Raw genomic sequence first — 19,054 nt, 5'->3', positions numbered from 1 at the left:
AAAATTAATTTATTTTTTCTATCATTTTTAGTATGAAATTTGCACTTATTTTGGCACTTTCAACCATAAATTTATCAAAGTCAAACTCAGCTTTATGACCAGCCTCATCACTAACTGTTCTAAGTACAAAAAATGGCACTTTTAAAGCATCACAAACAAGAGCTACACTTGCACCTTCCATCTCTGTCATATCCGCTTTAAATGTATTTTTTATCCACTCTTTTTTCTCTTCATCACAGATAAATTGATCACCACTTGCAATAATACCAGAAAGAAGTTTTAAATCTAACTCTTTTGCAGTTTTTTGCGCAATTAGATTAAGTTTTTCATCACTATCAATAAATATAGGATTTCCTGGAACATAGCCATAAGGATGCCCAAAAGCCGTAATATCAAGATCGTGCTGAACTAATGATGAACCACTTAACATATCTCCAATTTTAAGCCCATCTTTTAACGCTCCAGCAACACCTGAAAAAAGTAAAATTTCAGCTTTAAATTTTTCTATCATAATAGTTGCGGTTAGTGTGGAATTTACTTTGCCGATTTTAGAATAAGCTATGATTAACTCATGATTTTTAAAATTTGTAAAATAAAAATTATTGTTTGCGTAATTTATTTTTTTGCACTCAAATTTTTCTAAAAAAGGCTCAATTTCCTCTGGCATGGCTCCTAAAATGGCTATTTTCAACTATTTTCCTTTGCGTATTTAATAAACTCATTAATTGTTTTTACATCATACAGACTAAAAGTAGGTTTTTTTGTAATTCTTTTGTTTAAACCACCCAAAACACTTGCTCCAAACTCAACATAGCAATCAACCATTTCATCAATATTTTCAATGCTTTGTTTATATAAAACAGGCTTTACAAGCTGATCTTTTAAAAGAGCTAATGCATCACTTTTTGTACAATAAATTTGAGAAGAAGCATTTGATACAACAGGGCCAAACTCATCCCTTAAAAGTGGCTCTAGTTCACCTACAAGTTCTAAGCTTGCACTCTCTAAAATAGGACAATGACTTGCAACACTCATATCTAAAAGCATAGCTCTTTTTGCACCTGCATCTTTAAATTCTTTTTCATATAAAGCAAGATCATCTTTATTTCCAGCTACAACTACTTGTCCATCGCAGTTGTAATTTGCCGCCCAAATTTGTTTGCCACTATCTTGAGCATTCTTACAAATTTCTTCTATACTCTCATCAGGTAATCCAAGCACTACCATCATAGAAGCGTTTTTGCCCTCACATGCTTTTTGCATAAATTTGCCTCTTTTATTTACAAGTTTTATTGCATCTAAAAGATCAAAAGCATCACTTACGCCAAGAGCGCTAAACTCTCCTAGTGAGTGGCCCAAACAAACAGCTGGCTTTAAAGCAAGTGTTTCTTCAATTGCTAAATAAGCCATAAATGAATTTAATACAATAGCTGGTTGGGTAAATTCAGACTTACTAAGATTTTCATTTTCAGTAAAAAGTAAATTTTTAAAATCAATCTCGCAATAATCTGAAGCTCTATCTAAAATCTCTCTTGATTGAGCAAAGTTTTCATATATATCTTTGCCCATTCCAACTTTTTGCGATCCTTGTCCTGGAAAAATAAAAGCGTATTTCATATTTGCCTACTTATGTTTTCCACAACACTCATGTTCATCATGGTGATGTCCGCCGCAGCACTCATGCTCATCGTGGTGATGCCCACCACAACAATCATCATCACTATGACAACCACAAACATGCTCACCCTCAACTCTTCCACTTGCTACTTCATCATCACTTGCAAGTCTATTTTCTACAATTTTAACTCTAAATTCTAAATCTTTTCCGGCATAAGGATGATTAAAATCAACTATAACTTCATCATTACCAATCTCTTTTACTATAACTCTAGCACTTCTTCCATCTTCGCTCTCTCCGATAAGCTCCATTCCTTCTTTTAGCTCAATTCCAGCGAATTCTTCTTTTGGGATAGATCTTACGCCATCAGGATTATACTCTATAGCACCCTCTTCTTTAGAAATATTTATAATTTTTTCTTCATTTGCTCTTAAATTTAAAACTTCTTTTTCAAGTTTTTCTAAAACATGTCCTAAACCTGTTAAAAATTTAAATGGTTCAAGATTGAAATTTGTTTCCAAAATTTCATTATTTTGTTTGTCTTTTAACTCATAAAACATAGTTATAACTCTATTTTCCATATTATTCTCCTATTAAAATGTTTTTTAATTTTATCATAAAAATATTAAGAAATAAATAATTATTTAAGTGATTTTGCTTGTGGACTGCTAGGAAATTGTGATTTTAAAACTTTAAAAAACTTATCTGCGTTATTTTTATCACCAATTTTTTCTAAACTAATACCAGCATTAAGCAAAAGTTTTGGCATATAGTCTGCCTTGTCATCATTTTTTATGCTTTCTTGATAGTTTTTTATGGCGTTTGCATAAGATTTTTGATTGAAAGCAATTTCACCTAACATGAAATTTGTTTTTGCAAGATTGTATTTTTTACTTGCTAAATATTCATAATGAATTTTTGATTCAATATATTTATTTTCATTAAAAAGCCTATGTGCTATTTTTTCAATCTCACTTGGCTTCATATCATCAAATGCAACAACTTTATTTGTTATGTTTTTTACTTGCGTTTCTTTTGGTTCTAGTTTATTTGGTTGTGGTAAAGTCTCTTGCTTTTTTGTAAATTCTTTTTTTGGTTGATTTTTGGTAGTAACCACTACTTCAGGGTTTTTTTTTACGTTGATTTCTAATTTTTGATTAATTATTTCAACTTGTCTTTTTAAATCAGCTATATCGTTTCTTAAGCCTAAAATATCTTGCTCTGTAACGACAGAAGTTTGTTTGTTTGCTAGTTTGCTAACTTTACCAGTAGTTCTAATTTCCAAATCAGAAACCCTGCTTTCAAGTTTAGCTATTTGAGAATTTGTTCCCTCAACTACACTCTTTACACCTATCATATCTTCGCTGTATGAGTTTAGCTTGCTCTCAACTTCATCAACTCTTTTTTTATTTGATAATAAGACTTGTTCATTTTCTGTTAATCCATAAGGATTTTCAGAAGCTATATTTCCCGCTCCAAAAACAGAAACTTCCTGTGCTAAAATGGTGGTTCCTAAAAAAACCACCATTGATAAAATTTTTCTCATCTATTAATAAAATACTCTAAACTCATCGCGTCTATTTTGAGCATCGCATGATTTACTCTTATCTTTGCACACAGGGTTGCTTTCGCCATAGCTTACAACAGAAACTCTATCTGCTCTTACACCATTTGCAACTAAAGCATCTTTTACTGATTTAGCTCTTTTTAGACCAAGTGCATAATTATACTCATCTGTTCCCCACTCATCGCAGTTTCCTTCAACTTTTACATTGATTCTGTCTGCACCTGCTTGATTAAATAATGCAGCGTTGCTATTAACAACTGAGCGCATCTCAGGTTTAACATTGTATTTATCAAAATCAAAATATACATTTTGAACTTGATTTTGAATTTGAGATGCAAGCTGAGCAAGCATTTGAGCATCTGACATTACAGGAGCTTCTTGAACTGCAACTTCTGGTCTTTTTTTACTACAACCAGCCATTAGTATGGCAACTATCGCGATTGAAGTTAAAACTGTTTTTTTCATAACTTTCCTTTAAAATGAAATTTGTTAGAATTATACCACAAAATTTAAATTTTTACCAATCAAGTGATTGAAATTTTCCAATTTTCAAAGGAAATTGGAAACTTTTATTTTCATTTATTCTTATAATCCCAACAGCGCTTTGATAATTTGAATCTTTTATAAATACCACAGTCCCACCATCATGTGAAAATCTAGGGAATAAATTTTTTCCACCAGCTGTTAATTGGCGAATATAATCTGTTCTTGTTGATATTAAATAAAGATTAAAATCTCTATTTTCTTCCCTGCTTGAATAAACCACATAGTTTCCTGAAGTGCTTATTGAGCTGTTATTCTTTCCATGAAATACCATTTGCTCTATCCCACCACCATTTATATCAGTGGCAAAAACATTTGGATAACCAAGTCTATCACTTACAAAAACAACTTTTGTATCATCATCTACAAAATTTCCATTTACATCAATTCCAGGATAATTTGTAATTTTAGTTTTATTTCTACTTCTTAAATCATATAAGAAAATATCTGGCTGATCGCTTGGTGCATCTGTAATAAGTAGTTTTGTACCATCGCTACTTACATCAGATACTGTAAGCATGCCACTTCCTTCTAAAATTTTGGTTTTTTTAGCATTTCTTAAATTATACTTATAAATAACTGGCTCAACATCATTTACATAATGTGTGTAATAAAACTCATCTTGCTCTTTTGAGCCCCATTTAGGAAAAATATTAAGCCCACCACTTAATACTTCTTTTTGATAGGTTAAAGTATAATCAGATACGAAAATAGAACTATTTGCTGAAGATGTATAAACTGCATAAATTAACATTTTATTCATCCAATCAACATCTGAGTAGCCAAAATTTTTAACTATTTCAGAAACTGCATTATGTGCTAAAAAAGGAAATTTTGCACCATTTTTTTGAGAGAAATTTGATTCATATAATACTTTACCGCTTTTTCCATCAATTACTTTTACTCTTAAGGCTAGCTCTGTATATACATCACCATTTAATTCATAACGAACAATTAGTGATGGATTGGTTGTTAAATTTGAACTATAATCACCCTCGTATGAGCTTGTGTAATATCCATCATCAACATCAAAAGTTGCGCCTACTTTTAAATCCCCAAGTATTAGTTTAAAAAACTGACTTTGAAGATTTTTATCATTTAGGTTGGAAGCATCTTGAATTGTAATTTTTGGCAAATTCAAGCCCTCATTAACAATAGTAGTTGTTGCATCGTTTGCAAACATAAAAATGCAAAAACTAAACATTAAAAAAATTTTTTTCACTTATTTCTCCTTTAGAAATTTTTGTAATTTTAATACTAATTTTTAAATTTATCGTATCAAATCTTTCATTTTATATTTATGTTTATAAATTTCACCATCAGGTGGGACTGGAAATTGAATGTTTTCAAGCCTATTTAGATAGTCTCTAAATTTTTGATTAAATTCCGTACTATATGATAACTCAATAATTTCATAACTCAATCTTCCATTTTTATTTATAGTGATTTCAACTGTCGCATCTTGATTTGGCAAGGCTCTATATGTGCTCCAAACATTAGTTAAAATACTTTGGACTTCGCCTATAAATTTATTATAAACTCCAGTTCTTTGAGATTTACCCCTTGCTATTTCACCCTTTATATTGGATGTATTACTTTTAGAAGATGATTTTTGGGTTGTTTTTGTAGTTTTTTCGCTCTTTTTTCTACTTTGGACAAGATCTTCTTGTTTTATATTTTCCTCAAGTTTGGTTTTATTTATGTCTTTAAAAAGATCAGATAACTCTTCATTTTTTGGTTTTTCTACAGGCTTAGGAGTTTCTTTTTTCTCTTCTTTTGGTGGAACTTTTTTATTTGTGGTTTTTAAGCTTTCATCTTCATCTTGCAAATTTGGTTTTTTTTCAATAATTTCTTCTTTTTCATCCTCTAATTCTTGGCTATCTTTTGATACAGGAGCTAAAGAATCATCAATGTCCATTACGGTGATATCCATAAAGGCATCTTTGTCTTTTGTGTATTTTTGATCTTCGAAATATTTAGTTTTTGAATTATATGCAAAAAAAAGCATAGAGAGTATAATTAAAACATAAATTAAAGTACTAAAAATAAAAGATAAGAAATTTATAGTTTTATCTTTTTTCACAAAAGACTCCACTATCCAGCTGTTTGAAGAGATATTTTCGTAAAACCTGCTTGTTTGAGTGTCTTTAAAATATACATAACATCATTGTAGGTTAAATTTTTATCAGCTTGTATATAAACTGGCGAATTTAGATCTAAATTTGCAGATTTTAATACTATATTATCACTAAATTCACTAAAACTCATAGATTCTTTATTTATATAAACTTTTCTTTTATCATCTATTCTTATAATAATATTTTCAGAGGTTAAATTTGAAACTTCTTTTTTTGAACCATCTGGCAAAGAAATGTTTTCTTCATAAATTATAGCTGGTGTTGTAACCATTAAAATGGCAAGTAAAACGAGCATAACATCAACCAATGGCGTGATATTAAGCTCTGGCTTTTGGCTATAATCAAACATTTATTTACTTGCTCTTTCTTGTGAATTTAATAAAACAACATCTATAATTCTAGATATAATATTCATGAGTTCGTATGATTTTCTTTTTAATAAAAGATGAAAAGTATATGCAGGAATTGCTACAAATATACCAGCACCTGTTGCAACTAAGGCTTCACTTATAGCAGGAGCAATTACAGACAAACTTGCATTTGAAGTTCCTATTTTTGTAAAAGTTTCAAGTATGCCAACAACAGTTCCAAAAAGTCCTATAAAAGGAGATGTTGAGGCTATTATTGACAACCAAGTAAGTCCTGATGTAGAGTTTTTCTCAGCCATTGCGCTACAAACAGAAAGTTTTTCTCTTGTAGTTTCTCCTGTTGCATATTTTTTAACAACTGTGGTTAAATTTGAAATTTTACCACCAAGTAAAAGAGAATCAAGTGCTTTCATCTCAGATGATATCCATAAATTTAAGGATATCATCTTCGAAATTAAAATAGAAAAAGTTGTAATAAAATAAATAGACAACCAAATTAAAACAAATAAAGTTATAAATGAGCTTCTTGATATATAACTAAGAAAAATATCTAACATTTATTTATTTTGACCTTGCCATATTTTCCATTTTTGCTATGGTTGAAGCGTATGTTACATTTTCACTTCCCATTGATTCGATTAACTCTTTTGCTTTATCTAAAGATTCAGCTATTGAGCTGTCAGATTTTCCACCAACATATACAGCGCCATCTGCAAGAACAGTAACTTTTTCTTCATCAACTTTTAAATATCCCCAGTTTATAGCAACCATATCTTTTTCATTATTTTCATCAACTAGCTCAATAAGGCCTGTATTTAAAAGCGTTATTAAAGGTGCGTGACTAGGAAGAACTCCTAATTCGCCCTCACTTCCAGGAAATTGAGCAGATTTAACTTCACCTGAGAAAATTGTACCTTTTGGAGTAACTATCTCTAACTGAAATTTATCTTTCATAATTTATCCTTAAGCTTTTAATTTTTCAGCCTTAGCTAGTACTTCATCGATATTTCCAACCATATAAAATGCTGCTTCTGGAAGATCATCATATTTACCTTCTAAAATTCCTTTAAAGGCTGCAATTGTTTCTTCTAGGGTTATATATTTACCAGGACTTCCTGTAAATACTTCTGCAACAAAGAATGGCTGAGATAAATATCTTTCTATTTTTCTAGCTCTTTCAACAACAAGTTTATCTTCTTCGCTTAATTCATCCATACCTAAAATTGCAATTATGTCTTGCAAATCTTTATATTTTTGTAAAATTTGTTGAACGCCTCTTGCAACTTCATAATGCTCTTCACCAACAATTTGAGGGTCAAGCATTCTTGATGTTGAATCAAGTGGGTCAACAGCTGGATAAATACCTTTTTCAGCTATACTTCTATTTAAAACTGTTGTTGCATCAAGGTGAGCAAAAACAGCTGCTGGAGCTGGGTCAGTTAAGTCATCTGCAGGAACATATACAGCTTGAACTGATGTGATTGATCCTTTTTTTGTTGATGTGATTCTTTCTTGAAGTTTTCCCATTTCACTTGCTAATGTTGGCTGATAACCAACAGCTGATGGAATTCTTCCAAGAAGTGCTGACATTTCAGATCCTGCTTGTGAGAATCTAAAGATATTATCAATAAACATCAAAACATCAAGTCCCATTTCATCTCTAAAATACTCAGCCATTGTAAGTCCAGTAAAAGCGATTCTATTTCTTGCCCCTGGTGGCTCGTTCATCTGTCCATAGCATAAGGCAACTTTATCCAAAACTCCACTTTCTTTCATTTCGTTATAAAGGTCGTTACCCTCTCTTGTTCTTTCGCCAACACCAGCAAAGATTGAATAACCACTGTGCTTATAAGCAACATTGTGGATAAGCTCCATAATAATAACTGTTTTTCCAACACCAGCACCACCAAATAGTCCAACTTTTCCACCTTTTGCATAAGGAGCTAAAAGATCAACTACTTTTATACCTGTTTCAAAAATTTCACTTTTTGTACTTTGATCTTCAAAAGCAGGTGGTCTTCTATGAATTGACCATTTTGTTTCAAACTCAGTCTCTTCGCCTTCGTCAATAAGCTCACCTACAACGTTGAAAATTCTACCCAAAACTTTTTCGCCAACTGGAACAGAAATAGGGGCTCCAAGAGCTGTAACTTCAAGACCTCTTGTAAGACCATCACTTGCATCCATAGCAATAGTTCTAACTCTATTGTCGCCAAGATGAGCGGCAACTTCTAAAATAAGTCTTCTTTCAATACCTTCAACGCTAAACTTAACTTCGATTGCTTCGTTAATTTGCGGTAGATAATCAGAAGAAAAATCTATATCTACAACAGGCCCTAAAACCTGACTAATCATACCTTTCATAAACTCTCCTTAAATTATTTCATTGATTCAACGCCACTGATAATCTCAATAAGCTCAGTTGTAATAGAACCTTGTCTTGCTTTATTATAAGCAAGATTTAAATGTGTCACTCTTTCTTCTGCATTATTACTGGCATTTTCCATAGCGGTCATTCTAGCGCTATGCTCACCTGCTAAACTATCAACTAGTGCATAATACATGCTGTATTCCAAATATTTAACCATTAATTCTTCAAGAATTTTTTCACTGTTTTTTGCAGGTTCAAATTCTATAACAGAATTATTTTGAGAAATATCAGACTTAACAGGCGGAAGAACTGGAGCTATATCATTTATCCTTATTTCTTGAGATATCATATTTTTATAGCCATTGTGAACCATGATAACTTTATCTGTTTCACCTATATTAAACTCATCAATTGCCTCTTCGATAATTTCTTGAGCTTTTTCATAAGTAGGTGATGAACTTACCCCTATAAAGCTTTTATAAATTTCAACGCCTTGAAATTTAAAATACTCTATGCCTTTTTTACCAATAGCTCTTAATCTTACTTTTATTTTTTTATCTTGATACTCTTTGATAAGGTTTTTAACAGCGTTAATAGTGTGAGCGTTAAAGCCACCACAAAGTCCCTTATCAGCAGTAACAAATATAATATCCACTACTTTTATCTCATTGCTTGTATCAAAAAGTCTTTTTAATTTACTTCCTTCTTCAATATCTTGTGCGTAGTTTGCTATCTCGCTTAAAACCTCATTGATTTTTATAGCATAAGCACTTGATTGAAGGGCTGCAAATTTTGCTCTTTTTAATTTGACATTAGAGACAAGCTTCATGGCTTTTGTTGTTTTTTGCGTGTTTTGAACACTTCTAATCTGAGCCTTAATGTCTTTTAAATTTGCCATTAATTTTTCCTATTCTGCAGAAAAAGTCGCTTTAAATTCATTTAATGCTTTTACCAAAGTTTCTTCAGTATCTTTATCTAAAGTTTTCTTATTAACTATATCTTCAAAAATTTGAGGATATCTTGCTTCTATGTATGGATAAAGCTCAGCTTCAAATTTACCGATAGCCGATACTGCAATATCATCTAAAAAGCCTTTTGTTCCTGCGTAAATAATAACAACTTGTTTTTCAACAGCAAGTGGTGAATAAGGAGGTTGTTTTAAAATTTCAACCATTCTTTGACCACGATCAAGTTGTCTTCTACTGCTTTCATCCAAATCACTTGCAAACTGAGCAAATGCTTGAAGCTCTCTATATTGAGCAAGATCAAGTCTTAATGTACCTGAAACTTTTTTAATAGCTTTGATTTGTGCTGAACCACCAACTCTTGAAACTGACAATCCAACGTTAATAGCTGGTCTTACACCTGAGTTAAATAAGTTTGTTTCAAGGAAAATTTGACCATCTGTAATAGAAATAACGTTAGTTGGAATATAAGCTGAAACGTCTCCTGCTTGTGTTTCAATAATAGGAAGTGCAGTTAAACTACCAGCTCCTAGCTCATCATTTAACTTACTTGCTCTTTCAAGTAATCTTGAATGAAGATAAAAAACATCTCCAGGATATGCTTCACGGCCTGGTGGACGCCTTAAAATAAGAGAGATTTCACGATAAGCAACAGCGTGCTTGCTTAAATCATCATAAATTATTAAAGCATGTCTTGCGTTATCTCTAAAATATTCGCCCATTGTACAACCAGAATAAGGTGCAAGATATTGAAGTGTAGCAGGATCACTAGCTCCAGCAGCTACAACTATAGTATAATCCATAGCTCCATATTCCTCAAGCTTTTTAACAGCTTGAGCAACAGTTGATTGCTTTTGACCGATAGCTACATAAATACAAATAACATCTTGACCTTTTTGATTTATTATAGTATCAAGAGCGATTGTTGTTTTTCCTGTTTGTCTATCTCCAATAATAAGCTCTCTTTGGCCTCTACCGATTGGAACAAGAGCATCAATTGATTTAAGACCTGTTTGAAGTGGCTCATGAACACTTTTTCTAGCCATAATCCCCTTAGCTTTTTCCTCAACAAATCTTGTTTCTTTTGTTTCAATTGCACCTTTACCATCAATTGGTTCACCTAAAGCATTTACAACTCTACCTATTAAGCCATCACCAACTGGAACTTGTAAAAGCTTATTTAATCTTTTTACACTAACACCTTCTGAGATGCCGTCCATACTACCTAGTATAATAACACCAACAATGCTTTCTTCTAGGTTAAGTGCTATTCCTTGAGTTCCATTTTCAAACTCAACCATTTCATTAACCATAACATTTTTAAGACCATAAACAGTTGCAACACCATCACCAACTGTTATTACTTTTCCCGTTTCTTCGATATCAATACCGATATCAAATTTTTCAATTCTTTCTTTGATAATACTGCTAATTTCATCAGCTTTAATCTTAGAACTCACCTTTTTCTCCTTATCATATTGCTTTTAATATATAATCACTCATATCGTGTTTTAATCTATCCATAGAAAAACTTATCTCGACTCCAAGTTCTTCTAAATCAACCTTAACACCACTATAATCTCCTTTGTCAAAATCTAAAGATATATCTGCATCAAATTTTTTAGAAAAAATTGATTCAAGTTTTGAAATTTGATCTTTTGCAAGATCTTCATTTGAATATATCACACCTTTAAATTTGTTTTTGGAGGTTCTTAAAATAGAACTTACTCTTTCAAAAAGATCTGGTATTAAATTAAGCCTTTTATTTTGTGATAAAAGCTTTAATAAATTCTCAAATTTTTGTGATGTTTTTTTACTAAAAAGAGACATAACTAAGTGCTCTTTATCTTTTGTATCAACTATCGGAGAGTTTATAAGAGAGCTAAATTTATCCTCTTTAAAAGCAAGAGAGATAGTTTTTAAATCTAATAGTAACTCATCAAGCTCTTTGTCTTTAAATTCACTCATAACAGCTTTTGCATATTTTTCTACTATTGCACCACTCATTAGCTAACCTTCTTATTTATGATATCTATAAGTTTTGATTGCTCAAGCTTTACACTTGGATCATTAAAAGTTTGACTTAGCACATCAGCAACAACTTCTTTTGTTACCTTTTTGCTTTCAAATTCTTTTTTATTTTCATAATTTTTTTCCAAATCAAGTAGAGTTTGCTTTAATGAATCGGCTGATTTTACTTTTGTTGTCTCAACTTCGCTTTTTGCTACTTCTAAAAGATCTTTAGCTCTAACTTTAGCAAGTTCTACATCTTTTTTAGCTTGTTCTTTTTTAGCTTTTGAATCTCTTAATTTATTTTGGATATCATCTAATCTATCAGCAATTGACTTAATCCTAGCATTATATGCTTTTATAGCAAAATCTTTTAAAAGATAAAATAAAATTCCAAAAAATAAAATAAAGTTAAAAAGCCTTGGAATTATATCGTAGTTTTTTGAGCCCTCACTAGCAAAAATTGCTACTGGAATAATAAATAAAAATAGATATTTTTTCATATTATATCCTTGCTAATTTTTCTTTTATTCCTGCTCTAAAATCAGGAATTTGTTTTTCAAGAGCTTTTTTAATTTCATCTTTTTGTTTAGATAAATCTTGTAAATATGAAGCCAAGTCATTTTCCAAAGAAGTAGTTTTTTCTTCTATTTTTTTGCTATTTTCATTCTCTATCTCACTAAGTCCAGCTTCTCTTATCTTTGCAGCCTCATCTCTTGCTTTGCTTAGAATATTTTCTATTTCCAAAGCCTCGGAACCGACATCTGCCAAATTTTGACTAGCCAGTTTTTCATCCTTTTGTATAGCGGCATCTCTTGCATCCATAAAATTAAGCATAGGTTGATAAAGGCGTCTGTTTAGATAACCAACAAGTCCTATAAATACTACTATGGTGAAGATATATGCAAATACACTGATTTCTATCACATTGCACTCCTTTTATTTCAAAACATAAACCTTGGTATCATACAATAAATTTTATGAAAGTTTGATTAAAGTTAAAAATTTTTTTAACTAATTTTATCGATTAATTTTTTAATTTCGCTAATGTCTTTGAATTCTATTGAAATTTTTTTATCTTTAATACTTATTTTTCCAAAATTTGAAAGTTTTGTTTTTAGGTTTTTAATCTCACTTATAAAATTTAAATCTAATTTTTCTTTTTTTATTCCTGGCTTATTGCCACTTTTGATTTTTTTAACTAGATCTTCAGTTTGTCTAACGCTTAATTTTTGACCAATTATTGTGTTTAAAACTTCTTCTTCTTTTTCTTTATCAAGACCAACTAAAACTTTTGCATGACCTTGTGAAATTTTATTATCACTTAAGGCTTCTTTTGTTTTATCTAAAAGTGTTAAAAGCCTAAGCGTGTTTGTAATTTGTGAGCGAGATTTTTTAATAATATCAGATAAGTCATCTTGAGTTATTTTATACTCATCAATTAACTCTTTATATGAGTTTGCAAGCTCCATAGGATTTAAATCTTGTCTTTGAACATTTTCTATTAATGCAAGTTCTCTTAAGTTTTTAGACTCTATGTCAGCAACAATTGCCTTTATAGTGCTATTTCCTAAAAGCTTAACAGCCCTTAATCTTCTTTCACCAGCTATTAAAACATACTCATCATCTTTTTTAAAAACGATAATTGGCTGAATAAGTCCGTGTCTTTTAATCGAAGCGCTAAGCTCACTTATAGCAGTTTCATCAAAATATTTTCTTGGTTGATATGGGTTTGGCTTTATCTTATCTACATTTATTTCTAAAACAAAATCTTTTTTTCCACTTTCAAATTCTTTTGTGTATGCCATTTCAACATCACCCAAAATAGCATCTAACCCTCTTCCAAGACTTAATTTTTTACTTTTAGCCATTTTGTATCTCCATAATGCAAGTTGCTAAATTCTGATAAGCAATACTGCCTATTGATTTGGCATCATAAAGTATTGCAGGTTTGCCAAAACTTGGGCTTTCAGCAAGCCTAACATTTCTAGGAATTACAACAAAACCATGCTCATTTTCTGTTTTAAAAAGCTTATTTTTAAAATGTTGCTCTAAATTTGAAACAGTTTCTTTAGAAAGATTATTTTGCGAACTATACATAGTTGGCAAAAAGCCTTTTATAATAAGTTTTGGATTTATTGTTTTTTTAATAATTTTAACTGTGTTTAAAATAAGTGCAAGTCCTTCTAGTGCGTAAAATTCGCACTGTATAGGAATTATCACACTATCACTTGCACTAAGAGCATTTACAGTTATACTTCCAAGAGTTGGAGGTGAGTCAATGATTATATAATCATATCTATCCAAAACTTCATTAATTTTTTTTTGCAAAATTAACTTAAAATCCCCATCATTATTTGCAAATTCTTGCTCTATTCCAACAAGACCGATATTTGAAGGTGCTAAAAACAAAGTTGGAATTTCGGTTTTTAGTATAACTTGAGAGAGTTTTTTCCTACCTGTTAAAACATGATAGATATTAAACTCATACTCACTTCTACTAAATCCAAGCCCTGTTGTCGCATTTGCCTGAGGATCTACATCAATTAGTAAAACTCTCTTTCCAGCAACTGCTAAAGAAGCTGATAAATTTATCGCCGTTGTTGTTTTTCCAACTCCACCTTTTTGGTTGGCAATAGTAATAATCTCAATCATCTTAAACTATACACCTTTTTATTATCTATTAAAATCGATCCATCATCACACAAAATAGCATTTTTTAATAAAACACTCCTGTCATCGATGTGCGAACAAAAATCTTTTGACTTTTCAAATTCTATCAAAAACTTGCTAAAAATTTGCTTCCATGAAATTTTTTCTTCTAGTTTTTTAAAATATTTTATGAGTAAGTCATCAATATCTACTTTTATGTCTAAATGCTTAATATACTCACCGTTTGAAACCAAATTAAGCCCTATTCCACAAATATAAATATCCCTAAATTTAGTGGTTATAACTCCGCCAATTTTATCTTTACCGATATAAAAATCATTTGGCCACTTAATCCAAACATTTGAGCCAAGCTCGCTTAAAATAATTTTAAAAATATAAGAAAAATATATACTTAAAGACGATGTATTAATATCGCTATTTAAATCATTTTTTCCAATGCAAAATGATAAAAACAAATTTCCCTCGCTACTTTGCCAACTATTTCCCCTACTTCCAATACCATTAGTCTGGGTTTTTGACACAATTGCAAATGGTGGCTTTTTAACATTTTCTTTTAAAATTTCTAAAATTTCATTTTGAGTTGAAGAACAAGTTTGAATATAAAAAATTTCCATTTATTTATTTTCCTTTATAAATCTTGTGCCTCTAACCGTGCAAGCTGCTTTGTTGTATTTATTCAAGCATAAATCTTCAAGTTCTTCATCTGATAAATTTCTTACAGCTTCTATTTTAGCCTCTTCTTTTGCTTTTTGATATTTATAAAAACTCATTGCAATAGCTAAAATAACAAATGCAATTAAAATTTTTTTCATAAAATATCGCCTATTTTTAATCTTTTTCCATTAATAAAATCATTTGCTAAAAGTGGCTTTTTAGCTTTTTCTTGTATTTTTAAAATCTTTATAACACCGTTTTTAAAATTTATATCAAAGCTTTTTTTATCCAAATTTACAATTTTTCCAAAATCATTGCTTTTACTATCACCCACAAACTCAATATCTAAAAGCTTCGTTCCATCTTCTAAAAATATTCCAGGCCATGGATAAAATGCTTTAAATTTTTGAAAAACTGCTTTTGCATCATCACTAAATTTAACTAAACCGTCATCTTTTTTTATCTTTGAACATTTTGATGAAAGAGCATCAAATTGAGAAAAATTTTCTATATTATTTAAATTTTTTAAAATTTTAACTGTTAAATTTGAAGCTAATGCCTCCATTTGTTTAAAAACCTCATCACTTTTTAAATGGCTGATATCTAAAAATGAAAATCCAAGCATATCTCCATCATCAAGTTTTTCGCCCATTTTCATAGCTGTTACACCACTAATTTTATCATTATTTACAATAGCTGATTGTATAGGGCTAGCTCCTCTGTATTTTGGAAGAATTGAAGCGTGTAAATTTATGCAAGGGCAAATTTCTAAAATGTTTTTTGGTAAAATTTGTCCATAAGCTGCAACTATTATAATATCAGGATTTAGAGTTAAAATTTCTTTATAAATAGCATCTTCTCTTAAACTATTTGGTTGAAAAATTTCAATATTTAAATTATTTTTTAAAATATAGTTTTTAACATCTGGTGGAGTTAATATTTTTTTTCTACCTACGACTTTATCAGGTTGAGTAAAGACACCAACGATATTATAATTTTTTTTTATAAGTTTATCTAAAATAGCTACCGCATAACTTGGTGTTCCCATAAAAATAACTCTCATTTACTCCCCTTTTAATCTAAAATTTTTAACATTTCAAGCAAATAATTTTTAAGTTTATCAATATTTAAATTTATAGCGCTTGAAATTGGTAAAACAAAATATGGTTTTTTTGTATCAAATTTATTATAAATATCTATATTTTGTTTTTTTTCAAAACCAAATTCGCTTAAAAATGTGCTGTAAATTTCATCTAAGTTTTCACAAATTTCAGATTTGGTAAAAATAATAGCAAATGGTTTTTCGGCCAATGATGAAGAAAACTTTGAAATTTCATCTTTTAGGGTTATAAATTGTTCTTTTAAATCTCTATGATTTGCACTATCAAGAACAAAAAGTAGAATTTTATTTCTTTCTATGTGTCTTAAAAACTGAACTCCAAGACCTCTGCCATCACTTGCACCTTCGATAATTCCTGGGATATCTGCCATTATAAAAGAACTAAGCTCATCGATTTCAACCATGCCAAGCTTTGGCGAAATGGTTGTAAATTCATAGTTTGCAATTTGTGGTCTTGCATTTGAAATAGTAGAAATCAAAGTTGACTTACCAACATTTGGAAATCCAACAAGTCCTACATCTCCTATTAATTTAAGTTCTAATGAGATATTTTTACTCTCTCCATCAAGTCCTGGCTGGGCATAATTTGGTGTTTGGTTGGTTGAGTTTTTAAATCTTGCATTTCCAAGACCACCTTTTCCACCTTTTAAAAAAAGAACCTTTTTATCACTTTCTACCAAATCAAGCAAAACAGTTCCATTTTCATCTAAAACTTGAGTTCCGGGCGGAACTTTTAAAACCAAATCTTCACCATTTTTTCCAGTCATTCCTTTGCCGCCACCAGGCTCACCATTTTTAGCTTTAAAATGTTTTTTTCCTCTGTAATGCGCAAGTGCGTGAGTATTGTTATCTACTAAAAAATAGACATTACCTCCATCACCACCGTCGCCACCATCTGGACCGCCTAATGGAACATATTTTTCTCTTCTAAAGCTTTTTGCTCCAGCGCCGCCTTTTCCAGCTTTTACGCTAAATTTAACACTATCAATAAACAAAATTTTTACCTTTTTGAAATATAAGTAAATTAAAAAATATAAGTTTGTATAAAATTAAAGAATTTACGGCATTAAGCCGTAAATTTTATTCTGCTGGATAAACAGAAACTTGTTTTCTAGTTTTATCAAATCTTTCAAATTTAACAAAACCATCAGTCAATGCAAAAAGTGTATGATCTCTTCCCAATCCTACATTATTTCCAGCGTGTGTTGCGGTACCTCTTTGACGAACAATGATATTTCCAGCTCTTACAAACTCACCGCCAAATTTCTTAACACCTAAGCGGCGTCCAATAGAATCTCTATTATTCTGGGTTGAACCTTGACCTTTTTTGTGTGCCATATCTACTCCTTAGGCTGAAATTTCAGTTACTTTTACGCGAGTATATTGTCTTCTAAAACCGCGTTTTAATTTTGAGTCTTTTCTGCGTCTTTTTTTAAAGATAACAACTTTTTTATCTTTTCCAAGATTTACTACTTCCAAGACAACTTTTGCACCCTCTACAAACGGTGCTCCTACCTTTAAATCACCATCTTTGTTTACTGCTAAAACATCAGTAAGCTCAATAGTGTCTTTTTTCTCAGCTTCAAAACGGTCTAAATTTAGAAAGTCACCTTCGCTAACTTTATACTGTTTCCCACTGTGTTTGATAATTGCATACATCAAACCATCCTTTATATTTTGGTAAGTAACCATTTGGCACTTGCCTCATAGCAAGATTTAAAAGAAGCCAAAATGATCCATAAGTTGGTAATTATATCTTAAAAATTTTAATCTAAGCTTATTTTTTATAATTTTATTTAAGTAAAGAAAGTGTAGTTACAGATTTTTCATCTAATTTTTTAGAAATTTGATATTTATATTTTAATGGCTCAAAACCTTAAAATATAAGGTTTTGAGCTTAACTTATCTATAAATTAATAGTCAAGTTCTGGTTTTGGAGTATTTTTTGTTGAAGCTGGTAAAACAGGATAAATTATTTCAGGCATTTTACCATTTAATGATTCAAAGAATGTTGCTATTGAAGCAGCTTCTTCATCTGAAATTTGGATGCCAAGCTGAATACTTCCCATCTCCTTTATGGCATCTTCTATATCCCAAATAGCTCCATTATGGAAATATGGTTGAGTTAATAAAACATTTCTTAAAACAGGAGTTTTTACCATTCCATTTTTATCTCCTGTAAAGTCACCAACATTGGCAAATTTATACTTAGCAACCACGCCGAATGCCTGCATATTGCCACCCAAATTTACACCATTGTGGCAAGTTGTACAACCTTTTTCTAAAAATAGTTTTAAACCATCTTGTTCATCTTTTGTAAGAGCATTTTTATCGCCATTTAGAAAATCATCAAATCTTGTTGGAGTAACTAATGTTCTTTCAAAAACTCCAATAGCTGTAGTTACAAGATCAAAATTTACAGGCTCATCTTTTTTAAGATCAAATGCTTTTCCAAACAACTCAACATACTCAGGAATTGAGTTAATAACTTTTTCTACTCTTTCAGGAGTTGATGCCATCTCAGGCATAGCTGTCATAGGTCCAGCTGCTTGCTCTGCAAGATGGGCTGCTCTACCATCCCAAAATTGAACTGAGTTAAATACTGAGTTATAAACTGTTGGAGCATTTACATGATGTGGGTTTGGAGTCCATTTATGTCCTGTTGAAGCAGGTATATTATCAGCTCCGCCATATCCTAAATTATGACAGGTATTACAAGAAACAATTCCACTTTTAGAAAGTCTTGGATCAAAATATAGCATTTTTCCAAGCTCAACTCTTTCCTTTGTTGTAGGGAAAGCTTGTGCATCAGGCGAACTATCTTCAATTAGCTTTTTTAAATTCTTTTCACTTTTTGGTAAAGGCATAAGACCTAAATTTTTTGCATCATCAGCTAATGAGCTTGCAAAAGCAAAGTTTAGAGCTAAAGCTGAACAAAGAACTATTGATAACTTTTTCATATTTTCTCCTTTTTGTTAAAATGTAAGTATATTATATAAAGAATTTCATTAAAATATTATGAATTTT

25 protein-coding genes are annotated in these 19,054 nt (G+C 30.7%); all 25 read right to left on the bottom strand.

Translation table 11 applies throughout. The features are described from left to right. Positions 1 to 4: 4 nt before the first annotated feature. The 25 genes from HMPREF9309_RS07665 to HMPREF9309_RS07545 all read right to left on the bottom strand — a co-directional run bounded on the left by HMPREF9309_RS07665 (position 5) and on the right by HMPREF9309_RS07545 (position 18,987). On the bottom strand, positions 5 to 691 hold the full coding sequence (locus HMPREF9309_RS07665; RefSeq protein ID WP_016647372.1) for a 5'-methylthioadenosine/adenosylhomocysteine nucleosidase: 687 nt from the start codon (positions 689 to 691) through the stop codon (positions 5 to 7). Beyond that, the gene (gene fabD / locus HMPREF9309_RS07660) at positions 688 to 1,617 is read right to left on the bottom strand and encodes an ACP S-malonyltransferase (protein WP_016647371.1); all 930 of its coding nucleotides are present in this window, start codon (positions 1,615 to 1,617) and stop codon (positions 688 to 690) included. Before fabD ends, HMPREF9309_RS07665 begins: the two co-directional genes overlap by 4 nt. Positions 1,618 to 1,623: 6 nt before the next feature. Continuing rightward, the gene (locus tag HMPREF9309_RS07655; RefSeq protein ID WP_016647370.1) at positions 1,624 to 2,199 is read right to left on the bottom strand and encodes an FKBP-type peptidyl-prolyl cis-trans isomerase; all 576 of its coding nucleotides are present in this window, start codon (positions 2,197 to 2,199) and stop codon (positions 1,624 to 1,626) included. A gap of 59 nt (positions 2,200 to 2,258) precedes the next feature. After that, on the bottom strand, positions 2,259 to 3,164 hold the full coding sequence (locus HMPREF9309_RS07650) for a tetratricopeptide repeat protein (protein WP_016647369.1): 906 nt from the start codon (positions 3,162 to 3,164) through the stop codon (positions 2,259 to 2,261). A gap of 3 nt (positions 3,165 to 3,167) precedes the next feature. Continuing rightward, positions 3,168 to 3,650 carry an OmpA family protein gene (locus HMPREF9309_RS07645; protein WP_016647368.1) on the bottom strand — a complete coding sequence of 161 codons (483 nt, stop codon included), beginning with the start codon at positions 3,648 to 3,650 and terminating at the stop codon, positions 3,168 to 3,170. 52 nt (positions 3,651 to 3,702) lie between these two features. Then, positions 3,703 to 4,950 carry a Tol-Pal system protein TolB gene (gene tolB, locus HMPREF9309_RS07640; RefSeq protein ID WP_016647367.1) on the bottom strand — a complete coding sequence of 416 codons (1,248 nt, stop codon included), beginning with the start codon at positions 4,948 to 4,950 and terminating at the stop codon, positions 3,703 to 3,705. Between the two features lie 48 nt (positions 4,951 to 4,998). Then, positions 4,999 to 5,811: a TonB C-terminal domain-containing protein gene (locus HMPREF9309_RS07635; RefSeq protein ID WP_016647366.1), complete on the bottom strand. Its 813-nt coding sequence runs from the start codon at positions 5,809 to 5,811 to the stop codon at positions 4,999 to 5,001. Between the two features lie 11 nt (positions 5,812 to 5,822). Further along, the gene (locus HMPREF9309_RS07630; RefSeq protein WP_016647365.1) at positions 5,823 to 6,215 is read right to left on the bottom strand and encodes a biopolymer transporter ExbD; all 393 of its coding nucleotides are present in this window, start codon (positions 6,213 to 6,215) and stop codon (positions 5,823 to 5,825) included. Then, positions 6,216 to 6,791, bottom strand: coding sequence for a MotA/TolQ/ExbB proton channel family protein (locus HMPREF9309_RS07625; RefSeq protein WP_016647364.1), 576 nt, complete (start codon positions 6,789 to 6,791; stop codon positions 6,216 to 6,218). Between the two features lie 4 nt (positions 6,792 to 6,795). Then, entirely contained in the window at positions 6,796 to 7,188 is a 393-nt protein-coding gene (gene atpC / locus HMPREF9309_RS07620) for an ATP synthase F1 subunit epsilon (RefSeq protein WP_016647363.1), read from the bottom strand. A 9-nt stretch (positions 7,189 to 7,197) separates the two neighbouring features. Next, complete coding sequence (gene atpD, locus HMPREF9309_RS07615; protein WP_016647362.1) at positions 7,198 to 8,598, bottom strand: F0F1 ATP synthase subunit beta; 1,401 nt, start codon at positions 8,596 to 8,598, stop codon at positions 7,198 to 7,200. A gap of 14 nt (positions 8,599 to 8,612) precedes the next feature. Next, entirely contained in the window at positions 8,613 to 9,503 is an 891-nt protein-coding gene (gene atpG, locus HMPREF9309_RS07610) for an ATP synthase F1 subunit gamma (protein WP_016647361.1), read from the bottom strand. Positions 9,504 to 9,512: 9 nt separating this feature from the next. Further along, positions 9,513 to 11,030, bottom strand: coding sequence for a F0F1 ATP synthase subunit alpha (gene atpA / locus HMPREF9309_RS07605; RefSeq protein ID WP_016647360.1), 1,518 nt, complete (start codon positions 11,028 to 11,030; stop codon positions 9,513 to 9,515). A gap of 13 nt (positions 11,031 to 11,043) precedes the next feature. Then, the gene (locus tag HMPREF9309_RS07600) at positions 11,044 to 11,577 is read right to left on the bottom strand and encodes a F0F1 ATP synthase subunit delta (RefSeq protein ID WP_016647359.1); all 534 of its coding nucleotides are present in this window, start codon (positions 11,575 to 11,577) and stop codon (positions 11,044 to 11,046) included. Continuing rightward, on the bottom strand, positions 11,577 to 12,083 hold the full coding sequence (locus HMPREF9309_RS07595) for a F0F1 ATP synthase subunit B family protein (protein WP_016647358.1): 507 nt from the start codon (positions 12,081 to 12,083) through the stop codon (positions 11,577 to 11,579). The genes HMPREF9309_RS07600 and HMPREF9309_RS07595 overlap by 1 nt, the downstream gene beginning before the upstream one ends. A gap of 1 nt (position 12,084) precedes the next feature. Then, positions 12,085 to 12,507 (bottom strand): F0F1 ATP synthase subunit B family protein, encoded by a 423-nt coding sequence (locus HMPREF9309_RS07590; protein ID WP_016647357.1) that lies wholly within the window; start codon positions 12,505 to 12,507, stop codon positions 12,085 to 12,087. A gap of 83 nt (positions 12,508 to 12,590) precedes the next feature. Continuing rightward, on the bottom strand, positions 12,591 to 13,451 hold the full coding sequence (locus HMPREF9309_RS07585; protein ID WP_016647356.1) for a ParB/RepB/Spo0J family partition protein: 861 nt from the start codon (positions 13,449 to 13,451) through the stop codon (positions 12,591 to 12,593). Then, positions 13,444 to 14,235 carry a ParA family protein gene (locus HMPREF9309_RS07580; protein WP_016647355.1) on the bottom strand — a complete coding sequence of 264 codons (792 nt, stop codon included), beginning with the start codon at positions 14,233 to 14,235 and terminating at the stop codon, positions 13,444 to 13,446. The genes HMPREF9309_RS07585 and HMPREF9309_RS07580 overlap by 8 nt, the downstream gene beginning before the upstream one ends. Continuing rightward, entirely contained in the window at positions 14,232 to 14,867 is a 636-nt protein-coding gene (locus HMPREF9309_RS07575; RefSeq protein WP_016647354.1) for a biotin--[acetyl-CoA-carboxylase] ligase, read from the bottom strand. Before HMPREF9309_RS07575 ends, HMPREF9309_RS07580 begins: the two co-directional genes overlap by 4 nt. Beyond that, entirely contained in the window at positions 14,868 to 15,065 is a 198-nt protein-coding gene (locus HMPREF9309_RS07570; protein ID WP_016647353.1) for a hypothetical protein, read from the bottom strand. Then, complete coding sequence (fmt, locus tag HMPREF9309_RS07565; RefSeq protein ID WP_016647352.1) at positions 15,062 to 15,970, bottom strand: methionyl-tRNA formyltransferase; 909 nt, start codon at positions 15,968 to 15,970, stop codon at positions 15,062 to 15,064. Before fmt ends, HMPREF9309_RS07570 begins: the two co-directional genes overlap by 4 nt. A gap of 11 nt (positions 15,971 to 15,981) precedes the next feature. Next, positions 15,982 to 17,022 carry a GTPase ObgE gene (obgE, locus tag HMPREF9309_RS07560; RefSeq protein WP_016647351.1) on the bottom strand — a complete coding sequence of 347 codons (1,041 nt, stop codon included), beginning with the start codon at positions 17,020 to 17,022 and terminating at the stop codon, positions 15,982 to 15,984. 85 nt (positions 17,023 to 17,107) lie between these two features. Then, a complete protein-coding gene (rpmA, locus tag HMPREF9309_RS07555; RefSeq protein WP_016647350.1) occupies positions 17,108 to 17,365 on the bottom strand; it encodes a 50S ribosomal protein L27 in 258 nt (85 codons plus the stop codon). A gap of 9 nt (positions 17,366 to 17,374) precedes the next feature. Then, on the bottom strand, positions 17,375 to 17,686 hold the full coding sequence (gene rplU / locus HMPREF9309_RS07550) for a 50S ribosomal protein L21 (protein WP_034907971.1): 312 nt from the start codon (positions 17,684 to 17,686) through the stop codon (positions 17,375 to 17,377). 254 nt (positions 17,687 to 17,940) lie between these two features. Further along, positions 17,941 to 18,987 carry a cytochrome-c peroxidase gene (locus HMPREF9309_RS07545; protein ID WP_016647348.1) on the bottom strand — a complete coding sequence of 349 codons (1,047 nt, stop codon included), beginning with the start codon at positions 18,985 to 18,987 and terminating at the stop codon, positions 17,941 to 17,943. Positions 18,988 to 19,054: the final 67 nt, after the last annotated feature.

The sequence above is a fragment of the Campylobacter ureolyticus ACS-301-V-Sch3b genome (assembly GCF_000413435.1).
GTDB classification, from domain to species: domain Bacteria; phylum Campylobacterota; class Campylobacteria; order Campylobacterales; family Campylobacteraceae; genus Campylobacter_B; species Campylobacter_B ureolyticus_A.
The sequence above is the reverse complement of the archived record's forward strand: the minus strand, read 5'-3'. Positions and strand labels throughout refer to the sequence as shown.

Coding starts and splice junctions, on each gene's coding strand:
- rpmA (WP_016647350.1), bottom strand. CDS start 17,365: ATGGCACACAAAAAAGGTCAAGGTTCAACCCAGAATAATAGAGATTCT.
- atpG (WP_016647361.1), bottom strand. CDS start 9,503: ATGGCAAATTTAAAAGACATTAAGGCTCAGATTAGAAGTGTTCAAAAC.
- atpD (WP_016647362.1), bottom strand. CDS start 8,598: ATGAAAGGTATGATTAGTCAGGTTTTAGGGCCTGTTGTAGATATAGAT.
- HMPREF9309_RS07545 (WP_016647348.1), bottom strand. CDS start 18,987: ATGAAAAAGTTATCAATAGTTCTTTGTTCAGCTTTAGCTCTAAACTTT.
- HMPREF9309_RS07630 (WP_016647365.1), bottom strand. CDS start 6,215: ATGTTTGATTATAGCCAAAAGCCAGAGCTTAATATCACGCCATTGGTT.
- HMPREF9309_RS07575 (WP_016647354.1), bottom strand. CDS start 14,867: ATGGAAATTTTTTATATTCAAACTTGTTCTTCAACTCAAAATGAAATT.
- HMPREF9309_RS07655 (WP_016647370.1), bottom strand. CDS start 2,199: ATGGAAAATAGAGTTATAACTATGTTTTATGAGTTAAAAGACAAACAA.
- HMPREF9309_RS07645 (WP_016647368.1), bottom strand. CDS start 3,650: ATGAAAAAAACAGTTTTAACTTCAATCGCGATAGTTGCCATACTAATG.
- atpC (WP_016647363.1), bottom strand. CDS start 7,188: ATGAAAGATAAATTTCAGTTAGAGATAGTTACTCCAAAAGGTACAATT.
- rplU (WP_034907971.1), bottom strand. CDS start 17,686: ATGTATGCAATTATCAAACACAGTGGGAAACAGTATAAAGTTAGCGAA.
- HMPREF9309_RS07570 (WP_016647353.1), bottom strand. CDS start 15,065: ATGAAAAAAATTTTAATTGCATTTGTTATTTTAGCTATTGCAATGAGT.
- HMPREF9309_RS07580 (WP_016647355.1), bottom strand. CDS start 14,235: ATGATTGAGATTATTACTATTGCCAACCAAAAAGGTGGAGTTGGAAAA.
- HMPREF9309_RS07595 (WP_016647358.1), bottom strand. CDS start 12,083: ATGAAAAAATATCTATTTTTATTTATTATTCCAGTAGCAATTTTTGCT.
- fmt (WP_016647352.1), bottom strand. CDS start 15,970: ATGAGAGTTATTTTTATGGGAACACCAAGTTATGCGGTAGCTATTTTA.
- fabD (WP_016647371.1), bottom strand. CDS start 1,617: ATGAAATACGCTTTTATTTTTCCAGGACAAGGATCGCAAAAAGTTGGA.
- HMPREF9309_RS07625 (WP_016647364.1), bottom strand. CDS start 6,791: ATGTTAGATATTTTTCTTAGTTATATATCAAGAAGCTCATTTATAACT.
- HMPREF9309_RS07600 (WP_016647359.1), bottom strand. CDS start 11,577: ATGAGTGGTGCAATAGTAGAAAAATATGCAAAAGCTGTTATGAGTGAA.
- HMPREF9309_RS07585 (WP_016647356.1), bottom strand. CDS start 13,451: ATGGCTAAAAGTAAAAAATTAAGTCTTGGAAGAGGGTTAGATGCTATT.
- HMPREF9309_RS07650 (WP_016647369.1), bottom strand. CDS start 3,164: ATGAGAAAAATTTTATCAATGGTGGTTTTTTTAGGAACCACCATTTTA.